Origin of the sequence: Kitasatospora sp. NPDC050463, assembly GCF_040655255.1 — a bacterium.
Classification (GTDB): domain Bacteria; phylum Actinomycetota; class Actinomycetes; order Streptomycetales; family Streptomycetaceae; genus Kitasatospora.
The window spans coordinates 23,562-40,276 of the sequence record NZ_JBFAJO010000020.1 but is presented as its reverse complement, the minus strand read 5'-3'; the positions used below and the strand labels follow the sequence as shown (position 1 = coordinate 40,276).

At 75.1% G+C, this 16,715-nt stretch carries 10 protein-coding genes; 9 read left to right on the top strand and 1 reads right to left on the bottom strand.

The window, feature by feature from the left end; translation table 11 throughout:
- Nucleotides 1-105 precede the first annotated feature (105 nt).
- The 4 genes from AB0J08_RS15290 to AB0J08_RS15275 all read left to right on the top strand — a co-directional run bounded on the left by AB0J08_RS15290 (nt 106) and on the right by AB0J08_RS15275 (nt 8,628).
- Nucleotides 106-450: an MGMT family protein gene (locus AB0J08_RS15290; RefSeq protein ID WP_360632847.1), complete on the top strand. Its 345-nt coding sequence runs from the start codon at nt 106-108 to the stop codon at nt 448-450.
- A gap of 113 nt (nt 451-563) precedes the next feature.
- On the top strand, nt 564-3,881 hold the full coding sequence (locus AB0J08_RS15285) for an ATP-dependent DNA helicase (protein ID WP_360632844.1): 3,318 nt from the start codon (nt 564-566) through the stop codon (nt 3,879-3,881).
- A 77-nt stretch (nt 3,882-3,958) separates the two neighbouring features.
- A complete protein-coding gene (locus AB0J08_RS15280) occupies nt 3,959-7,222 on the top strand; it encodes an ATP-dependent DNA helicase (RefSeq protein WP_360632841.1) in 3,264 nt (1,087 codons plus the stop codon).
- Between the two features lie 191 nt (nt 7,223-7,413).
- Nucleotides 7,414-8,628: a PP2C family protein-serine/threonine phosphatase gene (locus tag AB0J08_RS15275; RefSeq protein ID WP_360632838.1), complete on the top strand. Its 1,215-nt coding sequence runs from the start codon at nt 7,414-7,416 to the stop codon at nt 8,626-8,628.
- Nucleotides 8,629-8,641: 13 nt separating this feature from the next.
- Here AB0J08_RS15275 and AB0J08_RS15270 read toward each other — a convergent pair whose 3' ends face one another.
- Nucleotides 8,642-9,613: an endonuclease/exonuclease/phosphatase family protein gene (locus AB0J08_RS15270; RefSeq protein ID WP_360632834.1), complete on the bottom strand. Its 972-nt coding sequence runs from the start codon at nt 9,611-9,613 to the stop codon at nt 8,642-8,644.
- Between the two features lie 77 nt (nt 9,614-9,690).
- Here AB0J08_RS15270 and AB0J08_RS15265 point away from each other — a divergent pair, with 77 nt between their 5' ends.
- The 5 genes from AB0J08_RS15265 (at nt 9,691) to nudC (ending at nt 16,628) form a co-directional block, all read left to right on the top strand.
- Nucleotides 9,691-10,329: a PadR family transcriptional regulator gene (locus AB0J08_RS15265; RefSeq protein ID WP_360632831.1), complete on the top strand. Its 639-nt coding sequence runs from the start codon at nt 9,691-9,693 to the stop codon at nt 10,327-10,329.
- A 72-nt stretch (nt 10,330-10,401) separates the two neighbouring features.
- Nucleotides 10,402-11,175: an ABC transporter ATP-binding protein gene (locus AB0J08_RS15260; protein WP_360632828.1), complete on the top strand. Its 774-nt coding sequence runs from the start codon at nt 10,402-10,404 to the stop codon at nt 11,173-11,175.
- Nucleotides 11,172-14,054, top strand: coding sequence for an FtsX-like permease family protein (locus tag AB0J08_RS15255; RefSeq protein ID WP_360632825.1), 2,883 nt, complete (start codon nt 11,172-11,174; stop codon nt 14,052-14,054). The genes AB0J08_RS15260 and AB0J08_RS15255 overlap by 4 nt, the downstream gene beginning before the upstream one ends.
- 138 nt (nt 14,055-14,192) lie before the next feature.
- Complete coding sequence (locus AB0J08_RS15250) at nt 14,193-15,605, top strand: dipeptidase (RefSeq protein ID WP_360632822.1); 1,413 nt, start codon at nt 14,193-14,195, stop codon at nt 15,603-15,605.
- Between the two features lie 81 nt (nt 15,606-15,686).
- Nucleotides 15,687-16,628, top strand: a complete 942-nt coding sequence (gene nudC / locus AB0J08_RS15245) for an NAD(+) diphosphatase (RefSeq protein ID WP_360632819.1) — start codon at nt 15,687-15,689, stop codon at nt 16,626-16,628.
- The last annotated feature ends 87 nt before the right edge of the window (nt 16,629-16,715 follow it).

The window sequence follows — 16,715 nt, the reverse complement described above, 5'->3', positions numbered from 1 at the left end:
GCCCCGAAGATGGTGGCATGCCGCGGCGCCCCGTGCTGGACAGGGGCCGGATCGGGCGCGGCGGGTCGTTCGTACCGGGCCCAGGGTCGGACCTCGTGAGGAAGAATGCCGCAGGTGACGGACGCTACCGACGACGCCGGCCCGGGCGAGCTGCCACCCTTCGCCGAACTGGTGCTCGACCTGACCGAGCGGATTCCACCCGGCCGGGTGATGACCTACGGGGACGTTGCCGAGTACCTCGGCCAGGGCGGCCCCCGGCAGGTCGGCCGGGTGATGGCCCTCTACGGCGGCTCGGTGCCCTGGTGGCGGGTGGTCCGCGCGGACGGCCGGTTCCTGCCCGGGCACGAGCAGCGCGCCCTCACCCGGTACGGCGAGGAGGGCACCCCGCTGCGCGAACTCGCCGACCCGCCCCGGATCGACCTGAAGCGGGCCCGCTGGGACGGCCGGTAACGCCGAACCGGGTGCGAGGACGGGAATGACGGGGCAGGATCGTAGGCTCGATACGGACGGGCCCCGCCGCGGGCCCGTCCGCCGTTGCCCGAAGCACGACCCCCAGGACGTCCGTGAGCTCCCCCTACCGTCTGGTGCGCAGCCCCCTCACGCTCCCCACCCCGCCCGTACTGGACGAGTACCAGCGGGCCGTGGTGGAGCACGCGGGCGGCCCGTTGCTGGTGCTCGCCGGGCCCGGGACGGGTAAGACCACCACGCTGGTGGAGGCCGTCGCCCGCCGGATCGAGCGGGGTACCGACCCCGAGCGGATCCTGGTGCTGACCTTCAGCCGCAAGGCCGCGATGGAACTGCGCGACCGGATGTCCGGCCGCCTCGGCGCCTCGGCCCCCGCCCCGCAGGCCACCACCTTCCACTCCTTCTGCTACGCCCTGCTCCGGGCCCACCAGGACCCGCAGGACTACGCCGAGCCGCTGCGGCTGCTCTCCGGCCCCGAGCAGGACGTCATGGTCCGCGAGCTGCTGGCCGGCGGTGCCGAGGACGCCCGGAACGGCCGGGGCCGGATCGGCTGGCCGCTCGACCTGCGGGCCTGCCTGACCACCCGCGGCTTCGCCGACGAAGTCCGCGCCGTGCTCGCCCGCAGCCGGGAGCTGGGCCTCGGCGAGGCCGAGCTGCGGCGCTTCGCCGAGGGGGTGCAGCGCCCGGACTGGGCGGCCGCCGCCCACTTCCTGGCCGACTACCTGGACGTCCTGGACCTGCGCGGGGTGCTCGACTACGCCGAGCTCGTCCACCGCGCGGTGCTGCTCGCCGAGCGCCCCGAGGTGGGCGAGCGGCTGCGGCAGCGCTACGAGGTGGTCTTCGTCGACGAGTACCAGGACACCGACCCCTCGCAGGTCCGGCTGCTGCGCCAGCTGGCCGGCGGCGGGCGGGAGCTGGTCGCCGTCGGCGACCCGGACCAGTCGATCTACGCGTTCCGCGGCGCCGACATCAACGGCATCCTGGACTTTCCGCAGACCTTCCGGCAGGCCGGCGGCGCTCCCGCCGACGTCAAGGTGCTGCGGGTCTCCCGCCGGTCCGGTGCCGTCCTGCTCGCCGCCTCCCGCGAGCTGGCCCGGCGGATGCCGATGGGCCGGCTGCCGGCCGACAAGCTCGCCCAGCACCGTGCCCTGCTGCCCTCCCGCGAGGGCGGCCGGGTCGAGGTGTACACCTATCCGACCCCGGGCACCGAGCTGGACTCGATCGCCGACCTGCTGCGCCGCGCCCACCTGGAGGACGGCGTGCCGTGGGGCGAGATGGCCGTGCTGGTCCGGGCCGGCGGCCGGTCCATCCCCGGCGTGCGGCGGGCGCTCGGTGCGGCCGGCGTCCCGCTGGAGATCGACGGTGACGACCTGCCGCTGCGCGAGGAGCCCGCCGTCGCCCAGCTGCTGCTCGCCCTGCGGGTCTGCGCCGAACAGGCCGCCCGGGACAGGAACGACCGCGAGTCCGCCCCCGACCCGCTCACCACCGAGCTCGCCCACACCCTGCTCACCGGCCCGCTCGGCGGCCTGGACGGCTCCGACCTGCGCCGCCTCGGCCGGGCCCTGCGCGAGGAGGAGCGGGCCGCGCTGCGCGCCGACGGGCCCGGCGCCGCGGTGCCCCGCCCGGCCGAGGAGCTGATCCGCGAGGCCCTCGCCGAGCCCGAGCGGCTGATCGCCCTCGACCCCTCGCACGCCCGGCGCGCCCGCGACCTCGGCGTCCTGCTGCGCAAGGTCCGCGAGCGCCTCGCCGGCGGCTGCACCGCGGAGGACGCGCTCTGGGAGCTCTGGGACGGCAGCCGGCGCTGGCGCGAGCGCCTGGAGCGGGCCGCGCTGCGCGGCGGCGCCGCCGGCCGCAACGCCGACCGGGACCTCGACGCGCTCTGCGCCCTGTTCGAGACCGCCGCCCGCGCCGAGGAGCAGGTCACCGGCCACCGCAGCGCCCTCGACCTGCTCGCCGAGCTGGAGGCCCAGGACATCGCGGCCGACACCCTCACCGTGCGGGCCGTCCGCCCCGACGCCGTCCGGCTGATGACCGCGCACCGCTCCAAGGGCCTGGAGTGGCGTTTGGTCGTGGTGGCCGGTGTCCAGGACGGCCTCTGGCCGGACCTGCGCCGCCGCGGCTCGCTGCTGGAGGCCGACCGGATCGGCCGCGACGGCCTCGCCGAGCCGCTCTCCCCCGGCGCCCTGCTCGGCGAGGAGCGCCGGCTCTTCTACGTCGCCGCGACCAGGGCCAAGGAGCGGCTGATCGTCACCGCCGTCAAGGCACCCGCCGACGACGGTGACGAGCCGTCCCGCTTCCTGCGCGAGCTCTACCGCGAGGACGTCGACCCGAGGACCGGCAAGGTGGTGCGCCGCACCCCGCCGGTCACCGTCGAGGACGTCACCCACCGCCCGCGCCGCCCGCTGTCCGTCGCCGCGTTGGTCGCCGAGCTGCGCGCGGTCACCGTCGACCCGGCCCGGTCGCCGGAGCTGCGCCGTGCCGCCGCCGAGCGGCTCGCCACCCTGGCGCTGTCCGCCGACGAGGACGGCCTGCCGCTGGTGCAGGCCGCCCACCCCGACCGCTGGTGGGGCCTGGACGACGCCACCGCCGCCGCCGAACCGCTGCGCAGCGCCGACCTGCCGGTCCGGCTCTCCGGCAGCGGCCTGGAGCAGCTGGAGAACTGCTCGCTGCAGTGGTTCCTGGACAAGGAGGTCAAGGCGCGCGGCGCCGGTTCGGCCGCCCAGGGCTTCGGCAACGTGGTGCACGCCCTGGCCGACGAGGTGGGCTCCGGCCGCACCCCCGCCGACCTCGCCGTGCTGATGGAGCGCCTGGACACGGTCTGGGACGCGCTGGCCTTCGACGCGCCCTGGAAGTCCCAGCAGGAGAAGACCGAGGCCCGGGCCGCCCTGGAGCGCTTCCTCAACTGGCACGTCCTGCAGCGCGGCCGGGACGTGGTCGCCACCGAGCACGGCTTCGACGTCACGCTGGACGTCGGCGGCGTCTCGGTGCGGATCCGCGGTTCGATGGACCGGGTGGAGAAGGACGAGGCCGGCCGGGCCTACGTGGTGGACTTCAAGACCGGCAAGGAGGCACCGACCGACAAGTCGCTGCCCGAGCACAAGCAGCTCGCGGTCTACCAGCTCGCCGTCCGGGCCGGGGCGCTCAACGAGCTGCCCGGCTTCGACGGCCGCGTCCCCGACCCTGGCGGCGCCGAGCTGGTGCAGCTGCGCAAGCCCGACAAGGCCGTGCCGGACTCGCCCAAGGTGCAGCGGCAGGATCCGCCGGACGGCGAGCCGTGGATCGAGAGCCTGCTGGCCGACGCCGCCGGGCGGGTGCTCGCCGAGCACTTCGTGCCGCAGACCGGCGCCGGCTGCGACCGCTGCTCGTTCCGTCGCAGCTGCTCGGCCCAGCGCGACGGCGCGCAGGTGGTGGAGTGAGCGCGGGCGTGTGGGGGTTCCCACAGTGGGCCGGGCGAGGGGCCCGGACTGTCGGCGGTGCCCGTTAACGTTGCGGGGTGACCGCCACGCTCAGCCACCCCGACCAGCTCAAGGAGCTGCTGGGCATCCCGTTCAACCGGGAGCAGATGGCGGCCATCGGCGCTCCGCTGGAGCCGGCCGTGATCGTGGCCGGGGCGGGCTCCGGCAAGACCACGGTGATGGCGGCCAGGGTGGTCTGGCTGGTCGGCTCCGGCGCCGTCCGGCCGGAGGAGGTGCTGGGCCTCACCTTCACCAACAAGGCCGCCGGGGAGCTCGCCGAACGCGTCCGCGCGGCGCTGCGGCTGGGCGGGCTGGGAGAGCTGGGCGGGCTGGCAGGGCCCGCGGCCGACGGCCGGGGGAGCGTGGCCGAAGCGGCCTGGGAGCCGCTCGGCGAGCCGGAGATCTCCACCTACCACGCCTTCGCCGGCCGCCTGCTCAAGGAGCACGGCCTGCGGATCGGCATCGAGCCGGACGTGCGGCTGCTCGCCGACGCCACCCGCTTCCAGCTCGCCGCCAAGGTGCTGCGCACCGCGCGCGGCCCCTTCCCCGCCCTCACCGGGACCTTCGCCAACCTGGTCGCCGATCTGATCGCGCTGGACAGCGAGCTCGCCGAGCACCTGGTCGAGCCGGAGACGCTGCGCGCCTTCGACGAGGAGCTGCTCGACACCCTCGCCACCACCAGGCTCACCAATGACGACCTGCGGGCCGTGCCGGTCACCGCCCGGGCCCGGCTGGAGCTGCTGCGCCTGGTGGAGGAGTACCGCCGGCGCAAGGCCGCCGCGGGGCTGATGGACTTCGGCGACCAGATAGCCGCCGCCGCCCGGCTCGCGCAGCAGCGCCCCGAGGTCGGTGAACTGCTCCGCGGCCAGTTCCGGGTGGTGCTGCTCGACGAGTACCAGGACACCTCGGTCGCGCAGCGGCTGATGCTCGCCGGCCTGTACGGCGCCGGTCCCCGGGGGCGGGGCACCGGCCACCCCGTCACCGCGGTCGGTGACCCCTGCCAGGCGATCTACGGCTGGCGCGGCGCCTCGGTCGCCAACCTGGACGACTTCCCCCGGCACTTCCCGAAGGCCGACGGCTCCGACGCGGCCCGCTACTCGCTCAGCGAGAACCGCCGCAGCGGCGGCCGGCTGCTCGCCTTCGCCAACGGGCTGGCCGAGCCGCTGCGCGCGATGCACGAGGGCGTCGAGGCGCTGCGCCCCGCACCCGGCGCCGAGCAGGAGGGCTACGTCCGGGCCGCGCTGCTGCCCACCCACGCCCAGGAGATCGACTGGCTGGCCGACTCGGTCGCCCACCTGGTCCGCACCGGCACCGCCCCCGGCCGGATCGCCGTGCTCTGCCGGGGCGGCGCGGCCTTCCCCGACATCCACGCGGCACTGGTCGCCCGGGAGGTGCCGGTCGAGGTGGTCGGCCTCGGCGGCCTGCTGCACCTGCCCGAGGTGGCCGACCTGGTGGCGACCTGCGAGGTGCTGCAGGACCCGACCGCCAACGCGGCGCTGGTCCGGCTGCTGATCGGCCCGCGCTGGCGGATCGGCCCGCGCGACCTGGCCCTGCTCGGCCGACGCGCCGCCGAACTGGTCCGCACCGCCCGGCCCGAGGGCGTCGAGGCGCTGGCCGCCGCCGTCGCCGAGGCCGATCCGACCGAGGTGGTCTCGCTGGCCGATGCGCTGGAGACCTTCCTGGACCCCGCCGACCAGGGCGACGAGCTGCCGTTCTCCGCCGAGGCCCGGGTGCGCTTCGCCCGGCTCGCCCGGGAGCTGCGCGAGCTGCGCCGCTCGCTCGCCGAGCCGTTGATGGACGTCTTGCACCGGGTGCTCGCCGTCACCGGCCTGGAGGTCGAACTCGCCGCCTCCCCGCACGCGCTGGCCGCCCGCCGCCGGGAGACCCTGCACGCCTTCCTGGACGTCGCGGCCGGCTTCGCCGATCTGGACGGCGACCCGGGCCTGTCGGCCTTTCTCGGCTTCCTGCGCGCCGCCCAGGAGTACGAGCGCGGTCTGGACAGCAGCCTGCCCGGCGGGGAGGACACCGTGAAGGTGCTCACCGCGCACAAGTCCAAGGGCCTGGAGTGGGACGTCGTCGCCGTGCCCGGCCTGGTCAAGGGCGCCTTCCCGTCGTCCGGCGCGCGCGAGCGCTGGACCAGCACCAAGCGGGTGCTCCCGCACGCCCTGCGCGGGGACGCGGCCACCCTGCCCGATGTGCGCGGGGGGTGGAACAGCAAGTCCATGGCGGGCTTCAAGGCGGCGCTCGCCGAGCACTCGGGCACCGAGGAGCTGCGCCTGGGCTACGTCGCCTTCACCCGGCCGCGTTCGCTGCTGCTGGCCTCCGGGCACTGGTGGGGCCCGAGCCAGAAGACCGTGCGCGGCCCGTCCGACTTCCTGGAGGCGCTGCGGGCGCACTGCGAGCAGCCCGGCGCGGGCGAGCTGGAGCACTGGGCCGAGCAGCCGCCGAAGGGCGCCGAGAACCCGGCGCTGGCCGCGCCCGTCGAGCGGCCCTGGCCGCTGCCGCTGGATCCGGCCGCCCAGCAGGCCCGCCGCCGGGTCGCCGAGGTGGTGCACCGCCGCCTCGCCGGGCAGCCCGCCCCCGAACCGGAGCCGATGGCCGCCGAGGACCGCCGCCAGGTCGAGTCCTGGGACCGCGACCTCACCGCCTTGGTCGGCGAGTTGGAGCGGTCCCGGCGCAGCGTGCGGGAGGTGCCGCTGCCCGCCGCGCTCTCCGCCACCCAGCTGCAGCGGCTGGCCGCCGATCCGGACGGCTTCGCGCGCGACCTGGCCCGCCCGATGCCCCGCCCGCCGCAGCCCGCCGCCCGCCGGGGCACCCGCTTCCACGCCTGGGTGCAGTCCCGGATCGAGCCGCTGATGCTGATCGAGCCGGGCGCGCTGCCGGGCGCGGACGACGACGGCATCGAGGACGAGCAGGATCTGGAGCGGCTCAAGGAGGCGTTCCTGCGCTCGCCGTACGCGAGCCGGACGCCGTTGCGGGTCGAGGCGCCGTTCCAGCTGGTGCTGGCGGGCCGGGTGGTGCGCGGCCGGATCGATGCGGTCTACCGCCAGGGTGACGGCCGGTCAGAATCGGGCGGCGCGTCACGCTATGAAGTGGTGGACTGGAAGACGCACCGCGAGGAGACCGCGGATCCGCTCCAGCTCGCCGTCTACCGGGTCGCCTGGGCCGAACAGTTGGGCGTTCCGCTGGAGCAGGTCACGGCGTCGTTCCTGTACGTCCGCAGCGGTCGGGTCGAACAACCCGCAGGACTTCCCGACCGAAAAGAGTTGGAACGGCTCCTGATCGGGAACAGTGAAGAATGAGTCACGGAGAGCATTCAAGTCATCACGGCAGCGGGCGAAACCTGTGTGTAGTGCACGTTTCGTGCCTATTGTGGGGTCGGTAACCGGTCAACCCCCGTGCTCCGGCCGCCAGCGAGGCCCGCATTCCCCAACCCTCAGTCATCACCGCAGGTGCCCACGGGCACCGGCGTCTTCTGCTGGAGAGACCGAAGTTGAGCGCGACCGGATGGATCAGAGAGCGGTTCGCCGGGCCGACCCCGGGGGCCGCTCCGGGCACGACCGGCACCTGGCCGAGGACGGCGCTCGCGCTGCCGTTCATCGGCATGGTGCTGGTCGTCGCCCTCGACTACGTCAGCAACACCGAGGTGACGGTCGAGCCGGCCCTCACCGCCGTCCCCGCGCTGGCCGCCGTGGTCAGCCGCCGCACCTGGTACCCGCTCGCCATCGGCCTCTGCACCGAGGCCGTGGCCTTCCTGATGGCCGCCTACAGCGGCTCGCTCGGCGAGTCCGTGCACAGCGCCACCGTGTTCGCCGTCGTGCTGGTCGCCGCGATCGGCTGGGTCAGCGCCACCCTGCGGCTGCGCCAGGAGAAGGCGCTCGCCGACGCCCAGTTGGTCGCCTCGATCGCCCGCCGGGTGCTGCTGCGACCCGTTCCCGAACGGGTCGGCACCGTCCGGGCCGCCGTCCACTACGAGGCCGCCGCCGCGCACGCCAGGATCGGCGGCGACCTCTACGAGGTGGTCAACACCCGGCACGGGGTCCGGGCCGTGGTCGGCGACGTCCGGGGCAAGGGGCTCGGCGCGGTGGAGACCGCCGCCGCCGTGCTCGGCGCCTTCCGCGAGGCCGCCCACCAGGAGCCCGCGCTGGACCGGGTGGCCGGCTGGCTCGCCGTCAGCCTCGACCGGGCCCTGCACGAGAACGACCACCCCGGTGTGGAGGAGGAGTTCGTCACCCTGGTGCTGATCGGGGTCCGGCCCGACGGCATCGCCGAGATCGTCAACTGCGGCCACCCCTCGCCGCTGCTGCTGCGGGGAGCCGAACCGGTCCGGCCGCTGGAGCTCGCCGAGACGGTGCCCCCGCTCGGTGTCCTCGACCCGGTCGACGTCCGGCCGCCCGTGCACGAGGTCCCGCTGCGGCAGGGGGACCGCGTCCTGCTCTTCACCGACGGCGTCATCGAGGCCCGCGACCGGGCCGGGGTCTTCTACCCGCTCGCCGAGCGGCTGCCGCACTGTGCGGACGGCCGCCCGGCGGACGTCCTGCAGCGCCTGCACGAGGACGTGGTCCGCCACGTCGGCCGCCAGCTCGGCGACGACGCGGCGATGCTGCTGCTCCAGTACGACCCGCCCCCGGCCGCCGGCCAGGGGGACTCCCGCGACCCCGCGTCGTCCCGGCTGCCGCACCAGAACGGCGCGTTGACCCGGCACTGAGGCGCGACCGCCGTCAGAGCGTGACCGCCACCACCAGCGGGCGGTGGTCGGACACCCCCGTCCGCGGGGCGGCCGCCGGGCCGACGGCACCGCGCGGCACGCCCATCGCCAGCACGTGGTCGAACTGCACGGCCGGCCGGTGCGAGGGGTAGGTGGGCGTGCGAGCCAGGTCGTACCAGCCCTGGAGCCGCGCCCGGGGCTCCCGCACCCGCCGCCGGCGCGGCTCGATCAGCGCCGGCCGGGCCCGCCGGGCCGCCCGCAGTTCGCGCACCCGGGCCCGGGGTGCGGTCCGATCCAGCGCGGTGGCCCCGCCCAGCACTGTCCGGGGCACCGCGCCGATCAGGTTGAAGTCCCCCAGGACCAGGTACGGCTGTGGCAGGTCGGCGATCCAGCGCCGGATCCCCGCCAACTGCGCCATGTTCCAGCCCGGCACGAACGACAGGTGCGCCGCCACGACGGTGAACGGCCCGCGCTCGCCCTCCAGTACGGCCGCCAGCGCTGCCCGCGGCTCGTCCGGGACGGGCGTGAGCCCGCGCCGCCCGGCCACCCGCAGCGGCAGTCCGAACGGCGCCGGGGCGAACCTGCGGGCCCGCCAGTGCAGCACCGGCAGCCGGGTCAGCAGCGCGGTGCCGTAGGAGGGCGGTGCGTCGTCGCCGACCTCGTTCGGCCCGTACACCTGGAGTCCGGCGGGCACCGAGGGCTCCGGCACCCAGCCGGCCACCGGCGCGGGGCGTCCGTGCAGCGCGGCGGCGAACCGCCAGTCCGCGGCGCCCATCGCCTTGGCGGCGACGGCCGCCTGGTCGGTGCCGCCGGAGCGGGCCTGGTAGCGGTCCACCTCCTGGATCGCGAGCACGTCGGCGTCCAGCGCGTCCACCGCCGCCGCCAGGGGCTCGCCGGCGTCGGCGGGGTAGGGCCGCGGAGCGCCGTCCGGGGCGAGTGGCTGACCGTGCAACAGATTGAAGGTGGCGATGCGCAACTGGCTCACACCGCACGACGGTACCCGCTCGTCGGGGGAGGGGCGCGGCTTGAGCCTGCCGGGCATACCGGGTATACATACTCGGTATGTCCATCCGTCACGGTCTGCTCGCCCTGCTCGACCAGGGCCCGCGCTACGGCTACCAGCTGCGCACCGAGTTCGAGGCACGCACCGGCGCCACCTGGCCGCTCAACGTCGGCCAGGTCTACACCACCCTGTCCCGCCTGGAGCGTGACGGCCTGGTCGAACCCGCGGGGGAGGACGACGAGGGCCACCAGTTCTACGCCGCCACCGAGGCCGGCCGGACCGAACTGCGGGCCTGGTTCGACACCCCGGTGCCCCGGACCAATCCGCCCCGCGACGAGCTGGCGATCAAGCTGGCCATGGCGGTCACCGTCCCCGGGGTGGACGTACCCGCGGTCGTCCAGGGGCAGCGCCGCCACAGCGTGAAGGCGCTCCAGGACTACACCCGGCTCAAGGCCCGCGCCCTGACCGGCGAGGCCCGCCCCGGCGGCTCCGGCCAGTCGGCCGGCCCCGGCGCCGACCTCGCCTGGCTGCTCGTCCTCGAACAGCTGATCTTCCAGACCGAGGCCGAGATCCGCTGGCTCGACCACTGCGAGACCCGGCTCGCCAAGCACGCCGAGATCGAACAGGCCCGGGCCGCCGAGGCCCACCGGTCCGAGCCCGTGGCCGAGCGGCCCGGGCGGCGCCGCACCAAGGCCTGAACTCCGTACGACCTCACGAACCACGGCCCGGCCGCCGACCGCGACCCCGGGCCCAGAACAGCAGGGGGAAGCGTGTCCCACACCGATCCGAGCAGGCGCGGCACCGAACCGGTGCTGCACCTGGACAACGTCACCCGGGTGCACGGCCAGGGAGCGGCCGAGGTGCAGGCCCTGCGCGGGGTGGACCTCAAGGTGCACCCCGGCGAGTTCGTCGCCGTGATGGGCCCCTCCGGCTCCGGAAAGTCGACCCTGCTGACCCTCGCCGGCGGCCTGGACACCCCCAGCGACGGCCGGGTGCTGGTCGAGGGCGTCGCGCTGGGCGGCCTCAGCCGCAAGAAGCTCGCCGAGGTCCGCCGGCGTTCGGTCGGCTACGTGTTCCAGGACTACAACCTGATACCGGCCCTCACCGCCGCCGAGAACATCTCGCTGCCGCGCGAACTCGACGGCCTCTCCGGCCGCGCCGCCCGCCGCGAGGCGCTGGCCGCGCTGGAGGAGCTCGGCATCCCCGAGCTCGCCGACCGCTTCCCCGACGACATGTCCGGCGGCCAGCAGCAGCGCGTCGCCATCGCCCGCGCGCTGATCGGCGACCGCCGCCTCGTCCTCGCCGACGAGCCCACCGGCGCCCTCGACTCCACCACCGGTGAATCCGTCCTCGCCGTCCTGCGCGCCCGCTGCGACGCCGGCGCCGCCGCGATGATGGTCACCCACGAACCCCGGCACGCCGCCTGGGCCGACCGCGTGGTCTTCCTCCGGGACGGCCGCATGGTCGACGAGAGCATCAGCCAGGACGCCGGCAGCCTGCTGGTCTCCGCGGCCAGCAACGCGAAGGGCCCGGTGGCGGAGTGAGGCTCAGCGCCTGGCGGGTCGCTCTGCGGATCGCCCGCCGAGACGCCCTGCGTGCCAAGGGCCGCAGCGCCCTCGTCGTCGCCATGGTCGCGCTGCCCGTCCTGGGCGTCACCGGCGCCGACGTGGTCTTCCGCAGCGCCGAACTCGACCCCGGCGAGCGGATCGTCCGCACCATGGGCCAGGCCGACGCCGAGGTCCACCTCCTCGAACGCGGCTCGATCGTCCTCCAGGCACCGGACCCCGACGAGTCCATCGACCTCAAGAGCGCCGACGACGCCAAGCCGGCGAACGGACAGCCCCAGCAGACGCCCGAGCAGCGCCGCAGCCTCGACACCGCGCCCGCCGACCTCGTCACGCAGCTGCTCCCGGCCGGCGCCACGCTCGTCCCGCTGCGCCAGGGCCCGTACACCCCCACCAGCACCGCCGAGGGCCTGCTCAGCGTGCAGACCGTCGAGGCCGACCTCGGCGACCCGGTCTGGAAGGGCCGGATCGACGTGGTCGAGGGCCGCGCCCCGAGCGCCGCCCACGAGGTCGCCGCCACCCGGGACTTCCTCGACCGCTCCGGCCTCAAGGTCGGCGACCGCACCTCGCCGCGTGGCCTGGAGGCCACCCCCTTCACCATCACCGCCGTCGCCGAGTACCCCGGCGACCTGCGGTCCACCGGGCTGATCGCCCGCCCCGGCGGGCTGGTCGACCAGCTGATGAAGCTGCCCGGCGCCGACCGGGGCATGGGTCGCTCCGAGGTGGGGGAGACCACCCGTTGGCTGGTCAAGCTCCCCGCCGGGGCCGTGATCGACTGGCCCAAGGTGATGGAGCTCAACAAGTACGGCTTCACCGTCGCCTCCCGCAGCGTCCTGCTCGACCCGCCGGCCCGCTCCGAGGTGCCGCTCTACGCCCAGAAGAGCCACGACGGCGAGAGCACCCGGTACCTCGACCGGACCTCGATCGTCATCCTCGCCACCGTCATGGGCATGGCGCTGCTGGAGATCGTGCTGCTCGCGGGCCCCGCCTTCGCCGTCGGGGCCCGGCGGTCCCGGCGCCAGCTCGGACTGCTCGCCGCCGGCGGCGGTAACCGGGCCGACGTCCGCGCGGTCGTCCTCGGCGGCGGCGTCGTCCTCGGCGTGACCGGCGCGGCCCTCGGCCTGGCCCTGGGCGTCGGCCTGGTCGCGCTGCTGCGCACCCGGGCCGAGAACTACGCCGGCGAGCGCTTCGGCCACTTCGACCTCCAGCCGGTCGACCTGCTCGGCGTCCTCGCCATCGGCCTGGTCACCGGCCTGCTCGCGGCCGTCGTCCCGGCCGTCCAGGCCTCCCGGCAGGATGTCGTCGCCGCACTCACCGGCCGCGACTCGCTCAAGCCGCCGAGCCGCAAGCTCGCCCTGCTCGGCCTGCTGATGCTGGCCGGCGGCGCCGCGCTCGCGCTGCTCGGCGCGACCAGCGGCTTCGGCAACCGAAGCACGGCCGTGCTCGGCGGTTCGATGATCGCCGAACTCGGCATGGTCGCCCTGACGCCCTACCTGGTCGGCCTGTTCGGCCGGATCGGCCGCTGGTTGCCGCTCGGCCCGCGCCTCGCGCTGCGTGACTCGGTCCGCCACCGCGGGCGCACCGCCCCCGCCGTCGCCGCGGTGATGGCCGCCGTCGCCGGCTCCGTCGCCGTCGGCATCTACACCGCCAGCAGCGACGAGCAGAGCCGGCGGGAGTACGTCGCGGCCGCCCCGGCCAACGCGGTCACGCTGAGCAGCGGCTGGGGAGCGGCCGCCGACGGCAAGCTGCTGCCCCAGCTGCGCGCCGCCGTCGAGACCAACGTCCCCGACCTGGGCCCCCGTGCCGACGTGCAGAGGGTCGGCCTCCAGGGCGACTGCGAGCCGATGCACGGCAACTGCGGCTACGTCGGCACCAAGATGCCGCTGGAACGGCGCTGCCCGCTGTTCGAGAAGGACAGCGACTCCATCCCCTACGCGGAGTCCGTCCGGCTCCGCAAGGAGGACGCGCGCTGCAAGGACAACGGCTCCTACTGGGTCAACCCGTTCAGCGCCGTGACCGCGGGGGACGCGACCCTGCTGCACAACCTGTTCGGCGTGACCGACTCGTCGGCCGCCCAGGCGCTGGCCGCGGGCAAGGCCGTCGTGTTCGACCCCCGGTACATCAAGGACGGCAAGCTCATCGTGAGCGTGACCGAGCCGCAGGCCCAGGAGAGCTCGCAGTCGGGGCCGGTTCACGAGGCGCCCAGCCGGGAGATCACCGTCGACGCCGTGCTGGCCGGGACGGTGACCCCGACCGCCGGTCAGGTGGTGATGAGCCCGGACGCCGTCCACCGGCTCGGGCTGGGCACGAGCGACGCCGGCTCGGTCTGGCTGCCCGCCCGGGCGCCGTCCGACGGCGCGGAGCAGAAGGCGGCGGGTGCGATCGAGAAGCTCGCCGACGGCACCCGGTTCAGTGTCGAGCGCGGCTTCCAGTCCGACCACGACCTGGTCAGCCTCGGCCTGACCGCCTTCGCCGCCCTGGTCGCGCTCGGCGCCGCCGGCATCGCCACCGGCCTCGCCGCCGCCGACTCGCAGCGCGACCTGACCACCCTCGCGGCGGTCGGCGCCGCACCGCGGATCCGCCGCAGCCTCTCCGGCTTCCAGTGCGGGGTGATCGCCGCGATGGGCACGCTGCTCGGCGTCGTCGCCGGGGTGGTGCCGGCGGTGGCCCTGCGCAAGGTGGAAGGCGTGGCGGTCTCCTACCCGGGCATGTCCCCGGAGGAGGCGGCCGACCGCAGCGTCGTGGTCTTCCCGTGGCTCAACGTCGGCGTCACCGTGGTCGTCCTGCCGCTGCTCGCGGTGGCGCTGGCCACGCTGCTCACCCGCTCGCGGATCTCGCTGCTGCGCCGCTCCGGCTGACAGCGCGCTCCCCGTGTCCCCGTCACCCCCGGCCGTCGCCCCCGTGCGGCCGGGGGTGACGGACGTTACAGGCCCTCCGGCGCCCGGGGGCCGGACGGCCGGGGCGGGCACCCACACGGGCGAACTAAAGTCGTCCGTATGACGAGAACCCCGGACAGCGTCGTCCGCTCCTTCATCGACCGGCACCAGGCCGCGTTCCTGGCCGATCTCTCCGACTGGCTCGGCATCCCCTCGGTCTCCGCCGACCCCGAGCGGGCCGGCGACGTCCGGCGCTCCGCCGAGTGGCTGGCCGCGAAGCTGCGCGAGACCGGGTTCCCGGCGGTGGAGGTCTGGGAGACGGACGGCCTGCCGGCGGTGTTCGCCGAGTGGCCGTCCGGGGACTCGTCCGCGCCGACCGTGCTGGTCTACGGCCACCACGACGTGCAGCCGGCAGCCAAGGAGGACGGCTGGGCGACGGAGCCCTTCGAGCCGACCGTGGTCGGCCGGCAGCTGTTCGCGCGCGGGGCCGCCGACGACAAGGGGCAGGTGTTCTTCCACACGCTCGGGGTCCGCGCCCACCTGGCCGCCACCGGGCGGACCGCGCCGGCCGTCAACCTCAAGCTGCTGATCGAGGGGGAGGAGGAGTCCGGCTCGCCGCACTTCCCCGCCCTGGTCCGCCGCGAGGCCGAGCGGCTGGCCGCCGATGTGGTGATCATCTCGGACACCGGGATGTGGTCCGAGACCACGCCGACGGTCTGTACCGGCATGCGGGGGCTGGCCGACGCCCAGATCGACCTCCACGGCCCGGACAGCGACATCCACTCCGGTTCCTTCGGCGGCGCCGTCCCCAACCCGGCGGCGGTGGCGGCCGAGCTGGCCGCCGCGCTGCACGACGAGGACCGCCGGGTGGCCGTCCCGGGCTTCTACGACGGCGTGATCGAGCTGACCGCGCGCGAGCGCGAGCTCTTCGCCGAGCTGCCCTTCGACGAGGGGCAGTGGCTGAAGGTCGCCAAGTCCCACGGCACCCTCGGCGAGGCTGGCTACTCGACCCTGGAGCGGGTCTGGGCCCGGCCGACCGCCGAGGTGAACGGCATCTGGGGCGGTTACACCGGCCCCGGCGGCAAGACCATCGTGCCGTCCTCGGCGCACCTCAAGCTCTCCTTCCGGCTGGTGGCCGGTCAGGAGGTGGAGCGGGTCCAGCAGGCCGTCCGGTCCTGGGTGGCGGCGCGGGTGCCCGAGGGCATCCGGTACGAGCTGGAGTTCCCCGGCGCCACCCGGCCGTGCCTGACCCCGCTGGACCACCCGGCGCTGCGGTCCACCGTCCGGGCGATGGAGCGGGCGTTCGGGCAGCGGATCCTCTTCACCCGGGAGGGTGGCTCCGGTCCGGCCGCCGAGCTCCAGGACGTGCTCGGCGCGCCGGTGCTCTTCCTCGGCGTCTCGGTGCCCTCGGACGGCTGGCACTCGGTCGACGAGAAGGTCGAACTCGACCTGCTGGCCAAGGGCGTGGAGACGACCGCCTACCTCTGGGCCGACCTGGCCGAGAACTGGCGGCCGGGCGGCGGGGCAGCGTGAGGGCCGCGGGGCGCCTCCCGCGGCCCGTCCTGGCAGACAGACCACTCATCCGGATGATTCATCACGTGGGGATGGAACGAAGTGAGCACCGTGCCTGAGACCGAACGCCCGCTGCACCTGGCACTGGCCCGGGCCGGGGTGGACCGGGCGGCCCAGCACCGGTTCGACGAGCCCTGGCTGGCGGCCGCCTGGAGCCACCCGACCACCAAGGTGCTGCCGATCGCCGGCGGCGAGGTGTTCGTGGTGGACACCGGACAGGGCACCGAACTGGTCCTGCTGCCCTCGTTCGAGGCGCCGCAGACCGGCGACCGCTACTTCCTCGGCACCGACGAGGACGGGGTGTCGTACTTCGCGATGGCCGGTGAGAGCCTGCCGGGGCGCCTCGACGGCGACGCCCGCCCGGCCGGGCTGCGTGAGGTCGGGGCGATGCTCTCCGACCGGGACGCCGGGCTGCTGGTGCACGCCGTCGCGCTGGAGCACTGGCACCGGCTGCACAGCTTCTGCTCGCGCTGCGGGCACCCGACCGAGAAGGCCGGTGCCGGCCATGTCCGGCGCTGCACCTCCTGCGCGGCCGAGCACTACCCGCGCACCGACCCGGCGGTGATCATGATGATCACCGACGAGCAGGACCGCTGCCTGCTCGGCCGGCAGGCGCTCTGGCCGGAGGGCCGCTGGTCGACCCTGGCCGGTTTCGTCGAGCCGGGGGAGTCGATCGAGCAGGCGGTGGTCCGCGAGGTCTTCGAGGAGGCCGGGGTCCGGGTCGCCGAGGTCGGCTACGTGGCCAGCCAGCCGTGGCCGTTCCCGTCCAGCCTGATGCTGGGCTTCATGGGCAAGGCCGATCCGGACGGGACGACGATCACCGTGGACGGCGAGGAGCTGGCCGAGGCGCGCTGGTTCTCCCGGGAGGAGCTGCGGGCCGGAATGGCGGCGGGCGAGATCCTGCCGCCGTCCGGGATTTCGATCGCCCGTCACCTGGTCGAACTCTGGTACGGAGAGCCGCTGCCCTCGGCGGCGCGCTGGTAATTCCGACAATGGGGGGCGTGCGGCTTATTGCCGTGCGCCCCCAATTTCGTTTCGTGCCCTCCGCCGCTCTGGCCGGCTGCCCGCCTG